Origin of the sequence: Nitrosopumilus ureiphilus (assembly GCF_013407185.1) — an archaeon.
GTDB lineage: Archaea > Thermoproteota > Nitrososphaeria > Nitrososphaerales > Nitrosopumilaceae > Nitrosopumilus > Nitrosopumilus ureiphilus.
Map to the genome: position 1 here is coordinate 1,206,141 of NZ_CP026995.1, position 20,060 is coordinate 1,226,200.

Consider the following 20,060-nt stretch of genomic DNA (forward strand, 5'->3'; position numbering starts at 1 on the left):
TAATTAAACCAATTATTACCATATGTGTGTCGTGTTTAGACAAACATAATTTAATTTTTTAATAGATTTCAGAATAGAGTAATATCAAACATGAAAAATTTATCTCAGCATGCTACTTTACTAACAACACTGGAACTGGAGAGTTTTGAGAGACCTCAAGTGAAACGCTTCCAAGCATCAGTTTTCGATCTGTTCCGTTTCCTCTTGTTCCCATTATAACCAAATCTGCCTTTGTAGAATAAATGTAAGAGATCACAGATTCTGCAATAGAGGAAGAAATTGCCAAAAAAGATCGACATGGAATCTCATATTTTGCTGCAATTTTTTTTAATTCATTGTGTCTTAGTTTAATTTGATTTAGTTTTTTCTGCTCCAGTATTGTCTGATGAGTATTATAATCTAAAAATGATCTTGATAAAAGATCACTTTGAAAAACTGAAAGAATTAGAATCTCAGTTTTGTGATTCATGTTTAAATTGAGTGCATGCCAAAAAGATCTAGAAGAAAGATTCGAATTATCAAAAGGAATCAAAATATTTCTAAAAATTGGTGCAGGTGATTTTTTTTGAAATTTAGGCCGTATCTGCATAAACAAAGATATTAATCAAATTTTAAAGAATGGTGTGTGGTTAGTTTAAACAAAATAAAGACGAGATGAAATTATTTATATTTATCATGAAGTTTTTTCATTATATCTAAATATGTGGTAATTTGTGAATGGGTAGGCTCTAGATCTTTGAGATTTTTAATATCAACATTAAGTTTTCCTAATTCATCATAGACAGAAGTGTCTTCAATAATATCCAATAATGTTTTAAGACTGAATGGTTTTTGTAAAAGCTCCACAATCTGTTTTAGCGTCTTTATAGATTCTTTTAATGTGTCTTCAACATATGCCGATGCAAACAAAATTCTTTGTTTAGGACACTTTGATAAAATTGAACTTGCAACTTGCATTCCATTTTTTCTAGACAATTGATAATCCAAAACAACTAGATCAAAAGGAATTGAATTAGGTTCTGAATCCAGTTTTGAGAAATATGTTTTAAGAGCAGACTCCCCATCTTCTTTCAGAGTTACAACGTGATTGTGAGATTCAAGAAAAATCTTATATTCTTCAAGTAAATCAACCTCATCCTCAACAATCAAAATTTCCATGATAACCACTCACCATAGTATTATTTATAATCTACAAGAAACAATTTGTTTATCATTATTTGAAACCTTGTTTATTGCCCCCATAATATGCTCAATTTTAAAAGGCTTGAAAATCACTCCATCTGCATTTAATTCTTTTAGTTTTCTATTTGTTTCTTGAGTCAGATCTGCGGTAACCATAATCACCTTTGAATCAGGATATGCATTTTTCAGTGTGCTTAAGAGATAAAAACCATCATACTCAGGCATCCACATATCTGAAAATACAATATCGGGATGCTTTTCCTCATATAATATTACACCTTCCAAACCATTTTCCCCCTTACCTATTACTTCAATACCTCGTAACATAAGAAATTCTGAAAAGACTTCCATGGTGTCAAAATCATCATCAATTACAATGACATTTGTCATGTTCACATAACTTCTATCTACATCAAAAAAGAGTGTTTGAAAATTTTGTACAAACACAGGTGTCTGTTTAATACAGACAACCAGTAATTCAATTTGGTTTTAATTTAAAAAAAATGTTGTTAGAGATCAAAAGTCACTCGCAATTTAGAATTGCAGTATGCATATCAATAATAATTTTGCTGCTAGGAATAGTCATAGTTTTTACTGTCAAAACAATGGAGGAAATAAATCATAATTTTAATTATCATGATGAATATGTTCAAAAATTATCAAATTTTGAGAGCATGAAATCAAAATATGAAAAACAGATGAGAATTTTTGAAATAATGAGTTCAGAAAAGAAATATGTCGAGGGAGGCAGTTTTTGGATATACAATACAGAGATAAAAACAGATCTACAGGATTTTAATGATTTTGTCATGAAAAACCAAAAAATCGACGAATATCTCACAGGAAAAAAATCTTTAGAACTTCAAAAAAAAGTTCTTTCCTATTATGAGCTACATCTGACTTATGAAAACAGTGCATCAGAACTATTGAAATATTTTTACGAAGGAAATCAATCAGAATTTATACGTGAGTATAACGTTGTAAAATCTTTACATCTAGAACTATTAGAAAAAAATGAAGAGATCAAGCAAATATTACAAATAATTCCAATTTATTCTAAATTATCAACAGAGTACATAATTAATAATTTTCAGATATTACAATTGACAATGACAGTAATTGTAGGAATTGTCACCACAATGCTAGTTTTCTTTTTGAATCAGATAAGTGCAAATCTGAAATTAGAGATTAAATCTCAAACAAAAAATCTTCAAAAACTCAATAACAAATTAAGAAGAATAGACAGTAAAAGAAAAGAATTCATTTCAATAGCATCCCATGAATTAAAAGGCCCCATTCAACCGATTTTTGGCTTTGTCGAACTGGCTAAAACAGAGATAATATCTAAACATGAAGCATTAGAAGGTATTGCTAATGTGGCTCTTAATTTAGAGAACATAGCAAACAATGTGTTAGATCTTACAAAAATTGAAAATAATGAATTGGAGCTATACCATGAAAAGTGCAATATCAATGACATTATACAGGAAGTAGTTAATTCTGAAAATTTCAATCCCGAAAAAAAGGTCCCAATTAAAACAAAACTAGATGTTGATGTTGTACTAAGTCTAGACAAGACACGAATCAAACAAGTTTTTAGAAATATCATAGATAATTGTATTAAGTTTACAGAGTCAGGGGAGATTAAAATTCATACGCATTTACTAAAAGAGGAAAAATCACTAAAGATCTTCTGTACTGATTCAGGTCCTGAAATCCCAAAAGAAATTTTGCCAAGAATTTTCAAAAAATTTGTCACACATGGCAATGGCAATATTTCAAGTGTTGGTCTAGGATTATACATTTCAAAAAAAATAATAGATGCCCACAATGGAGAAATTTCAGCATATAATCAGAATAAACATCCTGTTTTTGAGATCACATTGCCTTTAGTGACATTTCAGATTAATAGAAAAAGAGATGAATCGTCAAAGTTGCAAACAGCTATTTAAAAACAGCAAGAATTTATAATTGTCAATTACATAATTTTATATCAATTCTAGAATTTTCGAAAGGTGAAAAGGTTTTTGTAAAAATGAGATTTTATTTTTCAATTTTGAATAATTTTTTTCAGTAGATAATGCATATGCAGATGCAAGAATGATTTTTTGATCAGGATTCAAAGATAAAATATCAGCTGCTATATCAGCACCACTTCTCTTTGGCATTGAATGATCTAGGATTAAAACATCAAATTTGTTCTCGTTTGAATTTTCAGCAATACATTTTGAATATTTCTGAATGCATTCATCACCATCAGATGCTATTTCTACCAAATGATCCTTGCTTTCAAGTAATTTTGCATATTGTATGGCAGTAAATTTGTTATCTTCTGCCACCAAAATTCTTTTGCCCATGTTTTTTATTTTTATTACTTGTTTATCAGATATTGTTTGTTCAAGCCAAACAAGTTTTGTATGCATATTTAATTTTAAATAGTTCGTTCAATTGACACACATTATACCATATTATCAAAAGATCAATGAGTATAAGTATGAGAATTTTTAATTCCGATAATCATGATGGATTAGAATATGATTCTAAGGAAGAAGCTCATTTATTGGAAAAATTCAATGATTATGTTAATTTAGAAAAAAAAATATCAAAACGTGAATTCCTTGAGACTTCTGATGAATTCAAAGCAGGGAAATTCGGGAAACGATTTATCATATCTGCAATGATACAAGGTGCAATTGTAGCTGGATTAACAATTGCTCTTTTCCTTAATCAAATTCTTGTTTTTAATGGAAATGTAGAAAACATGTTTGAATTTGCATTTACAGACAAGTTAGGGATTTTCTTTTTTGGATACATTCTACAAATTGGATTGACTGCAGGGTTGGCAACTATAGGATTATTCTACAATTACATTGAAATAAATTTGGATAAAAGATTTACAAAATTTAGTAATATTTTATCATGGATTCACCTATGCGGTACCAATGTATTTGGGAATATGATTACAATGTCTCTAATGTTTATAGGAATTTCCACAAGTTCGCTTTATCAAACAGAGTTTGATTATTTACTAAAAATAATACCTCCACTGGTATATACTTCTGCAATTGGTTTAGTAGTTGTTTTAGGATTAGGAATTATTGGAACATCGTTCTTAGTCATCAACAAAAAAAATTAGGATAAAGCAATAGAGGGGTAAAATTTTAATCTAAATTTTAAATAGAATTACATTGTCAAATGTCGTCTGTTGTAGAATTTGCCTTGATTGTCGCAATACATTTTTTCTTGTGAACATCAATTCCAAGATCAATCAATTTATCACCTCCTTGTTTTGATATCGTCGGATACTGCGGAATTCTCTCATCCATCATCATTGCGATGTTTAGTTTTCCGCTCACTCCGACATCCAACAAATCAATTACTTTTCTTTTGTTTCCAGATATGACAGAAAGAATTCCAGAAATTTTATCAGATACAAATACTAAATGACGATTGGAATCAATAACAATTTGAGAAGTCATTGAGTTTCGATCATTTATAGAAATCAGATCTTTTACAATCATGCTTTCCATTTTGTTAGGAAGTATTTAGGCTAGTTCCTTTAATTCAAACCTATGATTTTTTTTGCCTCAACAGGATCTTGGAATATGGAAGCAGAGATTATTAGTTGAGAACCTGTACAATGTAATTCTCCATAGATATGGATAAACGTATTTGAAACGGCAGTTTCAATAATAGGAGATTCTAACAGGACTTCAGCAGTATCAATTGCCAATCCAGGTACAGATGACATTATTTTACACCCTGTCTTTTCATTAATTGCGTTGAATAAAGATGCAGCCAGAATATTTCCAATTTCAGCTAAAGATGATTTTCCTTCTAAGGACAGATCAGAGTTTGCTTCAGAACCAAGTAACATAGATGCCAATTTTTTTGCATCCCCTAACGGCAAGTGAAATAAAATTCCAAGCTTCATATCACCCTCACATGTAATATATACTCCAACATCATTTTCTTGAAATTCTGTTTGCGGAACAATCGTAGATATTTCATCTAAACCCAGTTCGCTAGTTTTGATTGACAAAAACTTTACTTCATCATTGGTTAGCGCAGATAAAGAGGGAACCATTTTTTTATTGATAAATGCACTAATGACTTTATCTAATTTTTGTAAATCACTTTGAGATAGTTGACTGACTTGCAAGATAACACCTATTTTGTCCTTAGTGCTTTATTCAATACTAATCCCACATTTCCTCTATCAAATGGCTTTATTATGTAATCTCTTGCACCAGATTTCATGGCATCTTGAACAATATGTTTTTGTTCAACAGATGTAACCATTATTACACGAGCGTTTGGATTTACCTTCATAATTCCCTTTAGAGCTTGAATTCCATCAGCCTTTGGCATATTGACATCCATGGTTACTAAATCGGGTTTATGCTGAATATATTGTCGTACAGCCTCTACTCCATCAGGTGCTTCAATAATATCTGTTGCAAGTCCATTTGATTTTAAAATATCTTTGAGAACTGTTCTCATAAAAGATGCATCATCTGCAATTAAGATTTTTACACCATCACCCATTTTAAAAATCCTCCAGGATTAAAATTGTAGAAGATTCAGGATTTTCAATAATTTTCATATTTCGTTGTTTTGCAATCAAAGTTTTCATGTATGATATAATTTGTGTATGTTAATATCTAAGAGTATGTCTAGAACATACAAACAAGAAAAATACGAATGGTAATGTCGTATAAAAAAAGACACATAAAATTTTAGAGGATTATTGAGATTTTTTTTGATAGATTCTTTCTTTAGGACAGGGTAATTCAAAGTAATTACATCCCTTTGTTCCAATCATTGATTCATCTTGGCCAAGAACCAAAATGCCATCTTTTTTTAGCACGTCTGCAAACTTTTTGAAAATTTGTTCATGAGCATCCTTGTCATAATAGATCAAAACATTTCTGCAGAAAATAATATCAAATAATTTTCCAGTGGTTTTTAGCATGTCTAATCTTTCGTATTCAATTCTATTACGTATCACAGAGCTTACCTGATAGTGGCCTTCAGATGTTTTTTCAAAGTGAGTGTTTAGCCTTTCAGGATGGACATTAATCAAATTTTCATTTCGATAAATTCCTTTTTTGGCATGAGTGATGGCATCAGCACTAATATCAGTTGCATAAACTTGATAACCAATTCTAGTTTCTTTTAGAGAATCATTTAACAAAATCGAGATGCTGTGTGGTTCTTCTCCAGATGCACTACCGCAGCTCCAGGCACGGATTGGAGAGAATCTAGTCGTTTTGAGAAAATTTGGAATAATGTCGTTTTCTAATTTCTCCCAAACATGAGGATCTCTAAAAAATTTTGTCACATTAATTGAAAAAGCCGTGTAAAGAGATTTTGCTTCATCAAAACTAGTTGAAAGTAGTTTTACATATTCATCATAATCTAAAATTCCAACGGTTCTCATTCTGAAGAGTATTCGTCTTTCTAAAAATGTAGGTTTGAAATTATCAATGTTTATTCCAGTTTTTTTCTTTACCTCAGAAATCACAGGGTCTAGTTTATGAATTATTTTTGGCTCCATCAAATTATTTTTTCACCATTATTTTCTTTTACAATTACTTTTTGGGTATCACAGTGAAATGTCACCCATCTGCCATTTTTTGCTCCAACTGATTGAGAAATCAGAGGTATCTTTTTTTCTTGTAAAATTAAACGGACTTCAATGATGTTTTTATTTCCAATATTTAGTGTTCCAGTTTCACTTTCGTGAGCAAATATTTTTGCCCCACCTGCAATTTTTGCTTGTAATTTGAGAGATGGAGAAATGTTTTTGAGTTTTTCAATGATCACATCAATTGCCTCATCTGCAAATTTTCCTTCTTGCTTTGTACCTTTTGTTGAATTCCCAGTATTGTTTTTGGGTAACATAATATGTGCCATTCCTCCGATTTTTTTTTCCTTATCATATATACACACAGCAACACAAGAGCCAACAAAAGTTCGTAAAATAGAATCTCCACTTACAATTTCAAGCCCAGCCATAGGAACAGAGATTTCTTTTGTAGTTTCTACTAAATTGTTTGCAAACATCATCGATTATCCTCTGTAAATTTTTTTAGAAGAGAATCAATTTCAGAGTTGCTTTCTTCATTTTGAGATGAAACTCCATTTAATAGGCATTCAATTTCAGAGTTTTCTTCAGATGGTTTTGCCTTTGAATCAAAATTTGCCAATAAATCATCAATTGCAAAATTTTCTCCACCTAACAAATTGGTATTTGAAGAGTCCTCATATCTTATTTTTTTGGAGTTTCCTGCTTCAGGAGAAATTAGTTTTCTTGCATGTTCAGGATGTTGGATAATTAACATATGAATTTCAATTCCTGTGTTTTTTCCACAGAGTAGAGAATCAGTGATAACTGCATCATTTGAAGGAGTTATAACATCACATGCAGGTTCTAACAGCAAATCTTGTAACTCTCCTTCCTTAAACGAAGGGGTGGAAAGATCAACACGGAATCCAGTGTTTTCAGAAAGGGCATTAAAGAAAGAACCAGTCAAGATGTTGGCAACTTCTTGTAATGCTGATGTACCCATTTCATCAATTTCATATACCTCCGTTCCAAGCAATTTTGATGCAATCTTTACTGCATGTGCTAATTTCGTAGTGTACAGTAATTCAATGTGAAGATCACCTTTTCCATTTAATCGAACAGAGCACATTTTAATTTCATCAGAGGGCAAACATACTGTTTCAGTAGAATATACATCGTTTTCAAGCATAGTCAATTTATGTCGAATTGGTTCACCAAGTAGAGTAGACAAAGCATTGCAGGTTTTTTCTGTAATAAAATCATTGAAGGTTCCTGTTAATTTTTGAATTTCAGTTTCTTGTAAGTTCATCATATCACCTAATGAATTAGCAACGAGGGATCTATTACCAATGCAACTTTCCCATCAGGAAGTATTGTTGCGTTTGAAAATAAATTCGAAGATTCGCTTTTATCTAACTTTTTAATCACAATGTCTTGATTTCTCTCAAATTCATCAACTACCAATCCATAATTTTTACCATCATTTTCAATAATTATAACAGTAGTGGATTTAGAATCATCAATTTTCTTACTTTCTATATCCAATAATTTATTGAGTCGAATTAATGGAATGATTTTGTCTCTTAGTTTAATCACTTCAGTTCCATGTATTGGAAATATTTTTTCAGGTTTTATTTGGAGAGTAGTCATTATACTTGATAGAGGGAGCACAAATCGTTGTTCAGAGACTACTATTAACAGACCTCTAATTATTGAAAGACTCAAAGGTAAAGACAACACCATAGTTGTACCATTTCCTTTTTCACTTAAAATCTTGACAGAACCACCAACTGATTCCACCTGAGAGATCACCACATCCATCCCTACTCCTCGACCTGAAACATCAGTTACTTCTTTTGCAGTAGATAAGCCAGGGGCACCAATCAACTGAATTGCTTCTTGATGAGGTATTCTGTTTGCTTCATCTTGAGTGATGATTCCTTTTTCTACAGCCTTTTCTTTAACCCTCTCTGCATCAATTCCCTTACCATCGTCAATTATAGAGATAAGAACATTTTCGCCCTTTCTAGCAGCAGTGAGTGTAATATTTCCTGTTTCAGATTTTCCAGATTTTAATCGTTCATCAGGGAATTCAATTCCATGATCTACACAGTTTCTAAGAATATGCAAAAGTGGATCAGTAATAGAATCCAAGACACTCCTATCAAGTTCAATTCCAGAACCATTCATATTCAAATTAATTTTCTTTTCAAGTTTTTGAGATGTATCACGTACGGTTCTACTAAATCTGCTGAAAACTTGATTTATTGGAACCAGACGTACCTGCATAGACTGATATTGCAAATCAGTTATCAGACGATCTACTTCCATCAAGACTTGTTTTGATTCTTCATGGTTTTCGTTTTGAATTGTTTGTTCTAATCTCATTTTAGATATCAATAATTCACCAACTAGATTTACCAGAGAATCAAGATCGGACATTTTAACTCTGATTGTAGGGGAGGTAGTTGTAACAAAGGATTCACGTATAGGAATATTATCAATTTCTTCTTCAGGATTTTCCAGTTTTTTCAAGTATGGCGTCAAATCAACTTTTAATTTTTCATCAGAGATCATTTGTTGTAAAAGATCAACACATGCAAAAAGTGCACTAGTTAGATGATGGGTTAGTTTTTCTTCACCATTTCTAAGAGTATCAAATATGTTTTCAATATTTTTGCACAATTCTCTTGTATCATCATACCCCATCGTTGATGCCATGCCTTTGATGGTGTGAGCTGAACGAAATATTTGATCAAGATAGGGTCTATCATCGGGCTTTTCTTCAAGTTGCAAAAGTGTCTGATTTATTATTTCAACATGTTCAAGTGCCTCAGACACATACATCTCACGGTAATTATTATCTGACAAGATTTTGCACCTCCTCAAAAATTTTTCCGGGTATTTCATCCAAGCTCAAAACATGATCAGCAGCATCAAGATCAATTACCGCCTTTGGCATTCCAAAGATCACACTGGTTTCTTTGTTTTGGACTATAGTATGTCCACCTCTTTTTTTGATGGATTTCATTCCAAATCCACCATCATGACCCATCCCAGTAAGAATCACACCAACTAGATTTGCACCATAAACTTCAGATGCAGAGATCATTGTCATGTTGACAGAGGGCCTTACGCCAAATCTTTTTTCACTTGAATCAAGATGAATTTTCCTATTTGGTTGTACAACCATATGAAAATCTCCAGGAGCAACAAGAACCTCACCGTCTTTTATTATATCGCCTTCCTCTGCCTCTCTAACTATAAAACCAGTATTTTTTGATAATCTATAAGCAAATTGTTTTGTGAATCCTTTTGGCATGTGCTGAACAAGTAAAATTCCAGCTTGGATTTCAGTAGATAAATCATTTAAAACTTTTTGAACAGTACCAGGCCCACCTGTTGAAGTACCAATCACAACCAATCGTTCAGAAGTGTCAGTTCTTGGAATGATTTTTCGTTTTGGTTTTAGTGAGCCAATATTTTGTTGAATTAATTGAAAAGGATCAGATTTGTGAGCAATTTTTATTTTTGTTATTAGCGTATTCTGTAGTTTTTTTTCATTCTGTGAACCCTCCTGAATGGATACAAAATCAACTGCACCGTTTTCTAATGCATCTAAAACTAATTTAGAGTCATCTTGTGAGAAACTGCTCACAATTATTGTTGGGAATAATGTTCCAGATTTCACCATTTCTTCAATGAATGTTAAGCCATCCATTTTTGGCATTTCTAAATCTAATAAAATAACATCTGGTTTTTTTGCAGAAATTTTAGATAATGCATCTTCACCATCTATTGCGGTATAAATTACTTCAATTCCATCAAGAGAAATCAAATCAGATAAATATTTTCGCACAAGATTAGAATCATTTACAATACAAACTTTGATTGGCTTTAGCTGTTGGTCTAACACGGAAAATTCATACCACCTGAAATGAAAATCATATGTTTTTTGACAGCAGAATAAAGCATGGTTTTTTAATTTAAAAAAAGAATAATAATTTGATGTGTGTTTGTGTCGAACAGACGAGTAAGCGGAAATTAATGGGGTTTTAGTTTTTCATTTAGTTCACTTTGAACTTCATGGGCACGCATTAAAGAAGTTCGAAGTTGATTGTACAAAATAGGATTGTTTTCTTTTTTTGCTTTAATTTTTAATTCAACTAATTCATCAATCAACAAATCCAAGTATTGCAGACCCCATAGATGCCCCTCTTTTTCAACATCTTGTTTTGATCTTAGATCAATTTTATCCCACATTGAATTGAGATCCGAGTGATAAGGAGTCATTACATATCATTACAACACTCAAATTAAAAAAGATTGTAAAAAATTGGAAATTTTTATTGCCAAAATTGGAAAATGGTAAAAATAGAGAGGATGATTGATTGAAACGATCTTTAATTTTGTGTTTCTTGTTTAATTATTTCCTCGATTTCAGGTAGAACACCTTCATCATTATTAACAATAGCGGGTTTTGATTCCAATTCGTCAGTAGGTTCTGAGGTTTGGGCTTCAATAGATTCAGAATTTGTCTGAGCCTTAGTTAACTGTGGAGAAATAGAGACTGCATCGTCAATATCATCAGCAGAGTCTTTCAGGAACCTAGAAACGTCAAGGAGAACAATAAGTTTCTCGTTGGCTTTAGCTATTCCTTTGATGTAGCTATTGGCTTCAAATGCACTTTGTGGGGCAGATTCAATATCTTTTGTAGGCAATCGCATTACTTCATTTACCTCATCAACTAATAACCCTGTAAGAGCTTCATTGACATCAGCTACCAGAATTCTTTGTTTTGAATTATCTGAGAGTTTAGAATCAGACAAACCAATTTTACCATTTACATCTATGATAGGAATAATTTTTCCTCTAAGATTCATGATTCCTTTCACATAGGATTTTGATTTTGGTATTTTTGTGATTGCATCTACTGTCCTAATTTCTTTGACTTGATCAATGGGTACTGCATAGTTACCTTTCTTTGCGGATTTTTCGGTAATAGTGAAGGTTACTACCTGCATCGTATCGCTTAGTACTGTTTCGGTTGACATTAAATTAATGATTAAATAAAAAGAAGATAATTATTAGTTTGTTCACAATGATCAACAATCTTGTATTATCAAAATCAGTATCCACTAAATTCTTCAATCTTTAGATCTCTTAGAGTCACACCATTTTGAATAAGAAGTGGTTTTACTTTTGAGATGGTTTCAGAAGTTCCAGAAATAAAAAACAAGGTATTTTCAAAATCTTTTACATTATTTTTTATAAGAGAAGCATCAATAGAACCAATTTTAGTTTTGACAGTTAAATTATTATTTATTTTTTCTATAGATAAAAGGTCATCATCATAAGGAATATCTTTATTTCCAGAATGAAGAACTATGATATTATTTCTAGACTTTTCTTCAGTAGCATACAAAACAATTCCAATTATTGGAACAATTCCAATACCTTCTGTAACAAATACAAGATTTTTGTTTTCATCAGGCAGTGTGAACAATCCAAAAGGACCTTTTAGTTGAATTTCAGAATTTTCTGGAAGTTGCTTAATTGATTTTTTAAAACCACTATCAGACATGTAAAATGCAAATGAAATGTATTCAGAATTATTAGGAGATGAAAGAATGTTAAATGTTCTAGTTTTTCCTTTAGGATCATTAAAAAGAAGAAAGGGCAGGGTGGCTTGGAGATGTTGTCCTGCCTTAAAAGGAAATTCATTTCCATTCAGGTGACAAGTAACTTCAAGTATCCCTCCTGGGAGTTGACGTCTTTGAACTATCGGCACATTAATTGTGATAGCCATGGATCAAACGTTGTTGGTTATTTGGTAGTCACCTACACGTAGTTTTTCAACAACTGCTTTTAGATGAGGTTTAACTGGTTTTCCTGCTTCCATGTCACGACATGCACCTTCAACACCTATCATCACCATCAATTCAGTGATAGGAGTTCTTACACCTACGTAGCCTTTGATGTTATGGTTTTCATCATAAGTAGGACTGATTGCGGTTTTGACCCAATAAATAGATCCATCTTTTGCTCTGTTTCTGACATATCCTTGGAACATTTTTCCACCAGAGATTGTTTTCCACAGCAGATCAAAGAGACCAGGATCATGCCATCCGGATTTGAGAATTCTATGGCTTTCACCCATGAGTTCTTCTGTAGGAAATCTTGCTACATCAAGGAAGAATTTGTTCATGTAGTTGATCATTCCGTCTATATCAGTGATAGATACAATTGCGGAAGTATCTAATACATCAGTGATTTCAGCTAGTGTTTTTGCAGAGGAATTTGCATCATGAAGAGTTTGTGTTTCTTTGTCTTTTGCTATAACAATTTCTTCAAAACTCTTAAGATTGGTTTGTGCAACTGATAGAATTTCTTCGCTTGCAGCAGTTGCTTCCTCAGTGCCGCTTGATACTTGTTCGGTTGCAGCTGAAATTTCTTGCATTTGGGAAACAACTTCAGTGATTGATGTGGCGATATCCTTGATGGATGCCAGAATGTTTGTAATTACATCATACGCATCTTGTACAACGGAATTACCTTTTTCAATGCTATCAGTTGTTTTGTCAGAAGAGTCTTTCAAGGAACTAATAAGTTCAGAGATGTCTTCTGCTCCTTTTTTGGAATTTTCTGCCAATCTTCTTACTTCATCTGCAACAACAGCAAATCCTCTTCCAACATCTCCTGCTCTTGCAGCTTCAATAGCTGCATTGAGTGCCAAAAGGTTTGTTTGTTCAGCGATTTGAGTAATAAAACCAGTCATATTATCAACTTTAGCCAATTCTGTTGCTAGTTTCTTTACATCATTTGATGATTCTGAAACAATAGATTTCATGCTATCCATCTTACTCATTCCCTTTTCAGCATCAGTGCTGATAGTTTGGGTAATTTGTTCGGATTGACGCATCATTTCCATGGCTTTTGTGGCATTAGATGCCACACCCTGAATTGCAGTTGCGATGGATTGAATGGATTGCGATATCTCTTCAATACCACTGGTTTGACTTTTTGTTGCAGATTCAAGTTCAGCAACAGTGCCACTAAGCTGTTCAGATACTGCCACAGCCTCATCAAATGATCTGAGGACCTTTGTGGTTAGTGTTTCATCTCCTGAAGAAGCATTAGTAGGGGACATGGATTTATTTTTGGTTGTTTTTTTGTCGACGATTTTGGTTGTCTGTATTGTCATGATAAAATCAAAGGTTATTTTCTAGATAATGATTTGTCTGATCAGATAGAACAAACCAACTAAAAAAATAGTAACAGTGATTTCAGACTTAAATCAAATGATTTTTGATTTTTTAGTTTCTAATTGGCAGGTTGCTAAATTCATTTACAGCAGTGTTGTTATCAAGAATTCTTGGAAAGTCACATCCTAATCCTCTCAACCTTCTAATCTCATCGAGATTTTTTGTAGCCATTGCCATGGCTATTCTTGCTGTTTTTTCTGCTCCAATTCCACAATTCACAACAATGTTGAGATTTTTTTGAATCAATGCGGCCAAATTTTTTGAATGTGTTTGTGTCTGACTGTCAGAGACAATTACAAAGTTGTCTCCACCCATAAAAAATCCCAATAGGTTATTGTCATAGCAATAATATGAAATTATTTGATGAGTTGCTTGAACTAACAAGGTAATTTCGTAGGGAGATGTGTTTTTTCTCATCTGAGTAATTCCTTCTATATCCAGATGAATCAAATGAACTCCATCATTAACAGAGTCCTTTCTTATTGCAGCACTAATCAAGTTACTGCAATCCATAGAAATTTGAGCCAAGTGTGCCTGTTTATTTGCCAAGAAAGGAGATTTAGCATTTGCAATTGCCATAGAAATTTCAAAGGGGAAAAGATCTTGTAGTTTTGTTTTGATTTCAAGATGGGTAGAATAAGAAATCCCATCAGTTATTGCAAAAAATTCATCAAATCTATTTGCAAAAACTAATCCCCCGTACACGGAAAACATGTTCTGAGTGGCCTCATACAATGATGATTGATACATCTGAAGTTTGTGTTCTCTATCATTTCCAAGTGTATGAGTCCAGGAACCATAATTATCAATAGTCAACAAAGTTATTTGAACCATAATTATCACGCGTAAATTTTTGAATGATTTAGTATTTCGCTAGCCTCAAGCATCGGAATTCTGTTTGAATCAGCATATTTTTTGGCTTTATCCAAACTCAATGCTTTATGAGTAATTGAATCCATCATCTCACAAATCACAGATACAGGAGACATCTCTGCTAATCTTAGCAAATAGGTGGACATTTCGGTGTGTCCCTGCCTGGTTTTAATCAAATCAGGGGCAGATTTTAACAACGGAATGTGCCCTGGAACTTTAAACATTCTTTTAAAATAATTAATTTGGTAAGGTTCAGGCATTTCTGCAACTCTTGCCATTTCATTTGCAGTTAATGCTCGATCATAATCAGTAATGCCTGTTTTAACTTCTGTATGGTTTATCCACATTGAAAAGGAAGGATGATCACCATACTTTGTACTGTTGTATATCATATCTTTATGTTCGTCAACAGAGTATTGTTGAAGAGATTCATGCATGTATTGCAATTTTAAATTTCTAGAAATAATATCATCAACTGCTATGCAGATTAGACCACCTGCAAATTGTCTCATTTGTGCAATATGTTCTGGAGTAACATGTTTTGCAGAAATTACCATATCTACTTCATTTTCTCTATCTGATGAGTCATGAAGTAAAATAAAGTGACCTCTTTTTAGATAGTCCAATGCTTTATCTAACATGATGGAATTTGAGTTGTTTTGGTATTAAGAAGTGATTTGTCTGAATTAAACAAACATGTAATTCATTAAATTCCAGGTACAGGTGCAGTAAATATGATACTATCCAAGAATTCAGCCATGAATATGTTTATGGCATACATTGAGATTCCTCCAACTGCAAGCAGTAATCCAATATGGTAAAATACTGTCTTGTATAATCCTCCCTGAATAATTTTTATTGAAAAACCACTAATAATCGAAGTCATTATTACTAAAATAGGCATAAGAGCACTCATGAGAACAGGATCTATCGGAGTCAGTTCAAATGCTGCATTAGAAAGATCACCACCAGATAGATCATTGAACAATTCAGTGAGTTTATTCATCAATCCAAAAATAGAAAGAGAAAGAACATGTAAAATCACCACCACTAATTGAAATGTGGATGCATTTTGAGTTCTTTTTCCCCTCAACTCATTGATTTTTTTTGTGACGTCTGAGATGACGTTTCCCACAATATTCATATCTGCTCCTTTGTCAATAGATGTGGAAAAAATGGCGTTTCCATTTGCAATAAGATGGTTCCCAGTTTCTATCGAGAACAGTTCAAAACCTAGTATCTGATCTATTCTGTTTTTGGTTCTGTTTTTTAATGAATCAATAAAAATTTGAAGAGGTCCAAAATTACTTCTCATCACTGCATGTAATGCTTGACCCATAGAACCCACAGTAGAATACAATTGACCAAAATGAAGAATGAATGTAGGATACCATTCTGTAAGACTAGCAATTTTTGATTCTGTTTTTTTTGCAACAAATCCAGGATAAAGCAGAGGGATACCTCCCAACCCAACTGCAAGTACAGGTGGTACGATATTTGAAATCAACAGTACAGAAGAAATTCCCAGTGCTGCCCCTATACCAAGATAAATTTTCATTCTAAATTTTTTTTCTATATCATTATCAGTATATGCTAATTTGTCTCTAGGGAACATAAAAAACATCATTGTAACAAAAACTGCCATTCCAGAACCAGTACCCATCATAGAAATTATTAGAATCTGTCCTGAATCTCCAAATCCCATCAACATACTCATAATAGAGTTTGCAGCAATCATGAATGATGCAGTCGACATCAATGTGTAAAACATTTCTGAAAATAGCTTTTGGGTTTCAAGATTTGCTTCGTATTTTATGGAATAAGTCAGCAGAGAATTTTTTAATTCATCTCTAAAAAACATCTTCATATCATCTCCCAATCTTATTACTTGGGATAGTTTCACTAGGAGTAATTTTAGCGGATCATCTTTTTTATCAGAAACTTTACGCCCAATCATCTCACATGCAGATGCAAGACCGTATGACCATCCAACACCTAGTCTGTATGTGTTTCTAAATGCAGTAGAATATTTTCCATATTTGGAATCTTTTCCTGTTTTGAAAAGATCAATTGCTCCAATTTCACCAGTGGATATGCTGTATAGAAATGCTATAAAGTAAACAAAATTCTCATCAATTTTACTTCCAGAAGCAAGGAGTGCCTTTGAATTTGCAATAGTCTTTGCAATCATTGTATATCAAGTTCCCTTAGATATTCTTCTAGACCAATTTCTCTACAATGAGATATTGCATTAAAAACATCATAGTAGTTGAAGATTTTTTTCTCCAACATTTTTTCTAATATCTTTGCACGTAATTCTAATTCTTCATATAAAAGCCCCTCATCTTTTCTTTTCATCCCTCTTTTTTCTAAAACCTTTGAAATGAAAAGAGCACTACTTCCTCGTCCTTTGAATCTGACAGTATCAGTTCCTGCATCCCAATCAAAAACGGGAATAAACATTACATTACCATCATTTGAAAGTCCTAAAATTTCATTTATTGATAATACACGACGAACTCTTTTTCCATCAGGGTTGAGAACTGCTGCCTGGAATAATGCCAAGTTAAGATTTGGCATGTATGTCTTTGGAATATTAATTGGGGCATTTGATAATCTTTGTATGAGTGGAACCATCGCCGCTGCGTGAAATGTTGCAATTACGGGGTGACCAGTCTGCATGGCAGAAAAGGCGACATTTCCTTCTGCACCTCTGATTTCTCCTACAAGTATGTAATTAGGTCGTTGTCTTAAGGCTGCTTTTAGAAGATCATCCATTGTTACACTTGAAGCAGAGTTTCCAGTATCTCGGGTAGCTTCTGTAATCCAGTTGTTGTGAGGCAATGTCAACTCGGGAGTGTCTTCAATAGTAACTACCTTCCAATTTGATGGAATAAATGCAGTCAACCCCATCAGAGTAGTTGTTTTTCCAGATGCTGTTTCTCCATTTACAAAAAGACTCATTCCAGCTTCTAGCATCATCCACAAATATGCTACTTCGGTAAAATTCATGACACCGGATGTAAGAACCTGTATGATAGATAACGGGGTACTTGCAAATTTTCGTATTGTTGCATTTGTTCCCTTTCTGCTGATATCTTTACCAAATACAATATTGATTCTAGAGCCATCAGGAAGAGTTGCGTCAACTACAGGTTTTGCATGAGATATTGTTTTTCCAAATTGTTCAGACAAACTAACAATCAGTTCATCTATTGCATCAACGCTAAGAAAAACAGGTACCTTTAATGTTCCAAATGCTTTATGAATAATATACATATTTCCTGCACCAATGATTGAAATATCTTCAAGATTTGGATCATTCAGGAAAGGATCTAAAAGACCAGTTCCTGCCCTTTTTTGTAAGAAATGGTATTTCAGATTAGACAAATCTCTTGAATGAACAGGGAGTTTCTTAATTTTGAAAGGATCTTCTAATTTTGAATAATTTACAGGAGTAGAAGAGGATATCAATGTTTCATTCAGATATGTGTCAACCATGTTAAATCTCTCAGTTATTTCCACAGGAGGATCTAATCCCCCTGCTTTTGCAGCAAATACCCTATCTGCAAATTCCATTAATTCACGATCAGGCTCATCAGGCTCAATAATGACATATTCATTATAACCATCATCAGAAGTGGTGTGCGGGTTGATATGGATGAAAGTGTCTGATGTAATTGAATAAATCAAATTAGGATCTTTTAGTTTTTTGTGTTCGGACTTTAATTCATCAGTAAAAAGAGGGAGTGGGTTTCCTCTTATTTGGTATGTTTCTAAATAATTTTTTAAATAAGGCTTTTCATTTAATTTCTGGACAAAATTTTTGTCATTAATTGAAGAGATATCAAAGACCATTTCCTCACCTACGCGTTAGCCATAGACACAGGAACGATCTTTATTCCAAAAATCATGTCTACTTCAAATGCAAATCCGGCCTCTGGGGAGTCTTTAGCGCCCAACAGTTTTATGATTTTTAGAGTTTTTACTTCTTTATCACCGACTACCACTGTTCCGAGTTTAAGATACACATCGGCAGCACCAACAAGAGCTGTGTTTGTAGATTTAGAAAAATCAGAAGAATGACTTGTAAGGATAATTGTTTTGCCCTTTGTAACAATCTCTTTACAAAATGAAAGAAACCCCAGTATAGATTCATTATTAGAATTAATCACTAGAGGAGAAATAGAATCAATAATTACCCCATCTACTAGATCTAATTTTTTTAAAATAAATTCTTCAATTATAGGTAAAATTTTCTCTGTATTTTTCTCAGACCACCTGGCATTTTTGACATAAATTGGTACAAAAATCAATTGATTTCGTACAAAGGGTTTTGAAAAATTAAAAGTGATAGATTTCATCTTTTGAATATATTGTGTAACTGTGTTTTCAATAACACAAAGTAGATTTTCTTTGGATGCAAGCAATCCAGTCATTATTTGAGCCGAAATTGCACTTTTGCCAGTACCATGATCTCCTTCTATGAATACAAAGGATGGGGTAGGTATACCTCCACCAAATTGTCTATCAATCTCCTCATTTCCTGTTGAAATAGTATTAATCATAAGTACACCTCAATTTTGAAACAAACAAAACTATGAAAAATTTTTATTTAAGAAAATGTTTGATTTTTTTGAACAGAACTCATACTGTAGTAGTTGCACTTGCAATAATCCCATTAGGAGTAGAAACAACAACTATCAAATCTCTATTAATTTGGAGGTTGTTATCTACCTCAACATCAATAGATATTGTTTCACCTTCATTAAGAATTCCTGGATCTAAGACATCATTAGTCCAAGTTTTGATACACCATTGACCAGCAACAGGAGGGCATGTAGAATCATAAATCATAGTTTGAGTGTATGTTATTCCATTATTATCATAAGTAATTATTACATCAAATTTATCAAATTCCCAAAATTTTTCTAAATTGGTATTGATTATTTCAAAACTGAATGTTGCATCAGTTCCAGGAGGATTAACAATGGTTACATCAATAGAGGTTTTTACCAATTTATTTTCCATATTAGATATTTCAGAAGAAACATCGGAAAAAGATGCAATATTGTCAGTCAATCCTGCAAATGTAAAAAGCACATATGTTATTCCAAACATAACAATTCCTCCACTAATGGCATTACTCAGACCCATAGAAAATCACC

At 32.8% G+C, this 20,060-nt stretch carries 24 protein-coding genes; 2 read left to right on the forward strand and 22 right to left on the reverse strand.

Going from position 1 to position 20,060, the window contains the following annotated elements; all coding sequences use genetic code 11:
- Positions 1-112: 112 nt before the first annotated feature.
- The 3 genes from C5F50_RS07215 to C5F50_RS07225 form a co-directional block, all read right to left on the reverse strand.
- Positions 113-589, reverse strand: coding sequence for a universal stress protein (locus tag C5F50_RS07215; RefSeq protein ID WP_179370715.1), 477 nt, complete (start codon positions 587-589; stop codon positions 113-115).
- Positions 590-660: 71 nt separating this feature from the next.
- On the reverse strand, positions 661-1,158 hold the full coding sequence (locus C5F50_RS07220; protein ID WP_179370716.1) for a response regulator: 498 nt from the start codon (positions 1,156-1,158) through the stop codon (positions 661-663).
- 24 nt (positions 1,159-1,182) lie between these two features.
- On the reverse strand, positions 1,183-1,572 hold the full coding sequence (locus tag C5F50_RS07225) for a response regulator (RefSeq protein ID WP_179370717.1): 390 nt from the start codon (positions 1,570-1,572) through the stop codon (positions 1,183-1,185).
- Positions 1,573-1,685: 113 nt separating this feature from the next.
- Here C5F50_RS07225 and C5F50_RS07230 point away from each other — a divergent pair, with 113 nt between their 5' ends.
- Positions 1,686-3,134, forward strand: a complete 1,449-nt coding sequence (locus tag C5F50_RS07230) for a sensor histidine kinase (protein ID WP_246281988.1) — start codon at positions 1,686-1,688, stop codon at positions 3,132-3,134.
- 36 nt (positions 3,135-3,170) lie between these two features.
- Here C5F50_RS07230 and C5F50_RS07235 read toward each other — a convergent pair whose 3' ends face one another.
- Positions 3,171-3,605, reverse strand: coding sequence for a response regulator (locus C5F50_RS07235; RefSeq protein ID WP_246281989.1), 435 nt, complete (start codon positions 3,603-3,605; stop codon positions 3,171-3,173).
- A 71-nt stretch (positions 3,606-3,676) separates the two neighbouring features.
- Between C5F50_RS07235 and C5F50_RS07240 the strand changes: the two genes are divergently transcribed.
- On the forward strand, positions 3,677-4,318 hold the full coding sequence (locus C5F50_RS07240; RefSeq protein ID WP_179370718.1) for a hypothetical protein: 642 nt from the start codon (positions 3,677-3,679) through the stop codon (positions 4,316-4,318).
- 55 nt (positions 4,319-4,373) lie between these two features.
- On the opposite strand, the gene C5F50_RS07245 is transcribed toward C5F50_RS07240, so the two are convergent.
- The 18 genes from C5F50_RS07245 to C5F50_RS07330 all read right to left on the reverse strand — a co-directional run bounded on the left by C5F50_RS07245 (position 4,374) and on the right by C5F50_RS07330 (position 20,049).
- Positions 4,374-4,661: a hypothetical protein gene (locus C5F50_RS07245; RefSeq protein WP_179370719.1), complete on the reverse strand. Its 288-nt coding sequence runs from the start codon at positions 4,659-4,661 to the stop codon at positions 4,374-4,376.
- A gap of 80 nt (positions 4,662-4,741) precedes the next feature.
- On the reverse strand, positions 4,742-5,344 hold the full coding sequence (locus C5F50_RS07250) for a chemotaxis protein CheC (RefSeq protein ID WP_179370720.1): 603 nt from the start codon (positions 5,342-5,344) through the stop codon (positions 4,742-4,744).
- 8 nt (positions 5,345-5,352) lie between these two features.
- Positions 5,353-5,730 carry a response regulator gene (locus C5F50_RS07255; protein ID WP_179370721.1) on the reverse strand — a complete coding sequence of 126 codons (378 nt, stop codon included), beginning with the start codon at positions 5,728-5,730 and terminating at the stop codon, positions 5,353-5,355.
- 199 nt (positions 5,731-5,929) lie between these two features.
- On the reverse strand, positions 5,930-6,742 hold the full coding sequence (locus tag C5F50_RS07260) for a CheR family methyltransferase (RefSeq protein ID WP_246282213.1): 813 nt from the start codon (positions 6,740-6,742) through the stop codon (positions 5,930-5,932).
- Entirely contained in the window at positions 6,742-7,254 is a 513-nt protein-coding gene (locus C5F50_RS07265; RefSeq protein ID WP_246281990.1) for a chemotaxis protein CheD, read from the reverse strand. The genes C5F50_RS07260 and C5F50_RS07265 overlap by 1 nt, the downstream gene beginning before the upstream one ends.
- Entirely contained in the window at positions 7,251-8,063 is an 813-nt protein-coding gene (locus C5F50_RS07270) for a chemotaxis protein CheC (RefSeq protein WP_179370723.1), read from the reverse strand. The genes C5F50_RS07265 and C5F50_RS07270 overlap by 4 nt, the downstream gene beginning before the upstream one ends.
- Positions 8,064-8,071: 8 nt before the next feature.
- The gene (locus tag C5F50_RS07275) at positions 8,072-9,625 is read right to left on the reverse strand and encodes a chemotaxis protein CheA (protein WP_179370724.1); all 1,554 of its coding nucleotides are present in this window, start codon (positions 9,623-9,625) and stop codon (positions 8,072-8,074) included.
- On the reverse strand, positions 9,615-10,670 hold the full coding sequence (gene cheB / locus C5F50_RS07280) for a chemotaxis-specific protein-glutamate methyltransferase CheB (RefSeq protein ID WP_179370725.1): 1,056 nt from the start codon (positions 10,668-10,670) through the stop codon (positions 9,615-9,617). Before cheB ends, C5F50_RS07275 begins: the two co-directional genes overlap by 11 nt.
- A 128-nt stretch (positions 10,671-10,798) precedes the next feature.
- Entirely contained in the window at positions 10,799-11,047 is a 249-nt protein-coding gene (locus C5F50_RS07285; protein ID WP_179370726.1) for a hypothetical protein, read from the reverse strand.
- Positions 11,048-11,157: 110 nt separating this feature from the next.
- On the reverse strand, positions 11,158-11,808 hold the full coding sequence (locus tag C5F50_RS07290; RefSeq protein WP_179370727.1) for a chemotaxis protein CheW: 651 nt from the start codon (positions 11,806-11,808) through the stop codon (positions 11,158-11,160).
- Between the two features lie 74 nt (positions 11,809-11,882).
- Entirely contained in the window at positions 11,883-12,563 is a 681-nt protein-coding gene (locus C5F50_RS07295) for an FAD-dependent oxidoreductase (RefSeq protein WP_179370728.1), read from the reverse strand.
- Between the two features lie 3 nt (positions 12,564-12,566).
- Positions 12,567-13,958, reverse strand: coding sequence for a methyl-accepting chemotaxis protein (locus C5F50_RS07300; RefSeq protein WP_179370729.1), 1,392 nt, complete (start codon positions 13,956-13,958; stop codon positions 12,567-12,569).
- A gap of 112 nt (positions 13,959-14,070) precedes the next feature.
- On the reverse strand, positions 14,071-14,853 hold the full coding sequence (locus C5F50_RS07305; protein WP_179370730.1) for a GTP cyclohydrolase IIa: 783 nt from the start codon (positions 14,851-14,853) through the stop codon (positions 14,071-14,073).
- 5 nt (positions 14,854-14,858) lie between these two features.
- Positions 14,859-15,533 (reverse strand): 3,4-dihydroxy-2-butanone-4-phosphate synthase, encoded by a 675-nt coding sequence (gene ribB, locus C5F50_RS07310; RefSeq protein WP_246281991.1) that lies wholly within the window; start codon positions 15,531-15,533, stop codon positions 14,859-14,861.
- 65 nt (positions 15,534-15,598) lie between these two features.
- The gene (locus C5F50_RS07315) at positions 15,599-17,083 is read right to left on the reverse strand and encodes a flagellar assembly protein FlaJ (RefSeq protein WP_246281992.1); all 1,485 of its coding nucleotides are present in this window, start codon (positions 17,081-17,083) and stop codon (positions 15,599-15,601) included.
- A complete protein-coding gene (locus tag C5F50_RS07320; protein ID WP_179370731.1) occupies positions 17,080-18,750 on the reverse strand; it encodes a type II/IV secretion system ATPase subunit in 1,671 nt (556 codons plus the stop codon). The genes C5F50_RS07315 and C5F50_RS07320 overlap by 4 nt, the downstream gene beginning before the upstream one ends.
- 8 nt (positions 18,751-18,758) lie before the next feature.
- Positions 18,759-19,460, reverse strand: coding sequence for an ATPase domain-containing protein (locus tag C5F50_RS07325; protein WP_179370732.1), 702 nt, complete (start codon positions 19,458-19,460; stop codon positions 18,759-18,761).
- A gap of 79 nt (positions 19,461-19,539) precedes the next feature.
- On the reverse strand, positions 19,540-20,049 hold the full coding sequence (locus tag C5F50_RS07330) for a hypothetical protein (RefSeq protein WP_179370733.1): 510 nt from the start codon (positions 20,047-20,049) through the stop codon (positions 19,540-19,542).
- Between the last annotated feature and the right edge of the window lie 11 nt (positions 20,050-20,060).

Coding starts and splice junctions, on each gene's coding strand:
- C5F50_RS07215 (WP_179370715.1), bottom strand. CDS start 589: ATGCAGATACGGCCTAAATTTCAAAAAAAATCACCTGCACCAATTTTT.
- C5F50_RS07220 (WP_179370716.1), bottom strand. CDS start 1,158: ATGGAAATTTTGATTGTTGAGGATGAGGTTGATTTACTTGAAGAATAT.
- C5F50_RS07225 (WP_179370717.1), bottom strand. CDS start 1,572: ATGACAAATGTCATTGTAATTGATGATGATTTTGACACCATGGAAGTC.
- C5F50_RS07230 (WP_246281988.1), top strand. CDS start 1,686: ATGTTGTTAGAGATCAAAAGTCACTCGCAATTTAGAATTGCAGTATGC.
- C5F50_RS07235 (WP_246281989.1), bottom strand. CDS start 3,605: ATGCATACAAAACTTGTTTGGCTTGAACAAACAATATCTGATAAACAA.
- C5F50_RS07240 (WP_179370718.1), top strand. CDS start 3,677: ATGAGAATTTTTAATTCCGATAATCATGATGGATTAGAATATGATTCT.
- C5F50_RS07245 (WP_179370719.1), bottom strand. CDS start 4,661: ATGACTTCTCAAATTGTTATTGATTCCAATCGTCATTTAGTATTTGTA.
- C5F50_RS07255 (WP_179370721.1), bottom strand. CDS start 5,730: ATGGGTGATGGTGTAAAAATCTTAATTGCAGATGATGCATCTTTTATG.
- C5F50_RS07260 (WP_246282213.1), bottom strand. CDS start 6,742: ATGGAGCCAAAAATAATTCATAAACTAGACCCTGTGATTTCTGAGGTA.
- C5F50_RS07265 (WP_246281990.1), bottom strand. CDS start 7,254: ATGATGTTTGCAAACAATTTAGTAGAAACTACAAAAGAAATCTCTGTT.
- C5F50_RS07270 (WP_179370723.1), bottom strand. CDS start 8,063: ATGAACTTACAAGAAACTGAAATTCAAAAATTAACAGGAACCTTCAAT.
- C5F50_RS07285 (WP_179370726.1), bottom strand. CDS start 11,047: ATGACTCCTTATCACTCGGATCTCAATTCAATGTGGGATAAAATTGAT.
- C5F50_RS07290 (WP_179370727.1), bottom strand. CDS start 11,808: ATGTCAACCGAAACAGTACTAAGCGATACGATGCAGGTAGTAACCTTC.
- C5F50_RS07295 (WP_179370728.1), bottom strand. CDS start 12,563: ATGGCTATCACAATTAATGTGCCGATAGTTCAAAGACGTCAACTCCCA.
- C5F50_RS07300 (WP_179370729.1), bottom strand. CDS start 13,958: ATGACAATACAGACAACCAAAATCGTCGACAAAAAAACAACCAAAAAT.
- C5F50_RS07305 (WP_179370730.1), bottom strand. CDS start 14,853: ATGGTTCAAATAACTTTGTTGACTATTGATAATTATGGTTCCTGGACT.
- ribB (WP_246281991.1), bottom strand. CDS start 15,533: ATGTTAGATAAAGCATTGGACTATCTAAAAAGAGGTCACTTTATTTTA.
- C5F50_RS07315 (WP_246281992.1), bottom strand. CDS start 17,083: ATGATTGCAAAGACTATTGCAAATTCAAAGGCACTCCTTGCTTCTGGA.
- C5F50_RS07320 (WP_179370731.1), bottom strand. CDS start 18,750: ATGGTCTTTGATATCTCTTCAATTAATGACAAAAATTTTGTCCAGAAA.
- C5F50_RS07325 (WP_179370732.1), bottom strand. CDS start 19,460: ATGATTAATACTATTTCAACAGGAAATGAGGAGATTGATAGACAATTT.
- C5F50_RS07330 (WP_179370733.1), bottom strand. CDS start 20,049: ATGGGTCTGAGTAATGCCATTAGTGGAGGAATTGTTATGTTTGGAATA.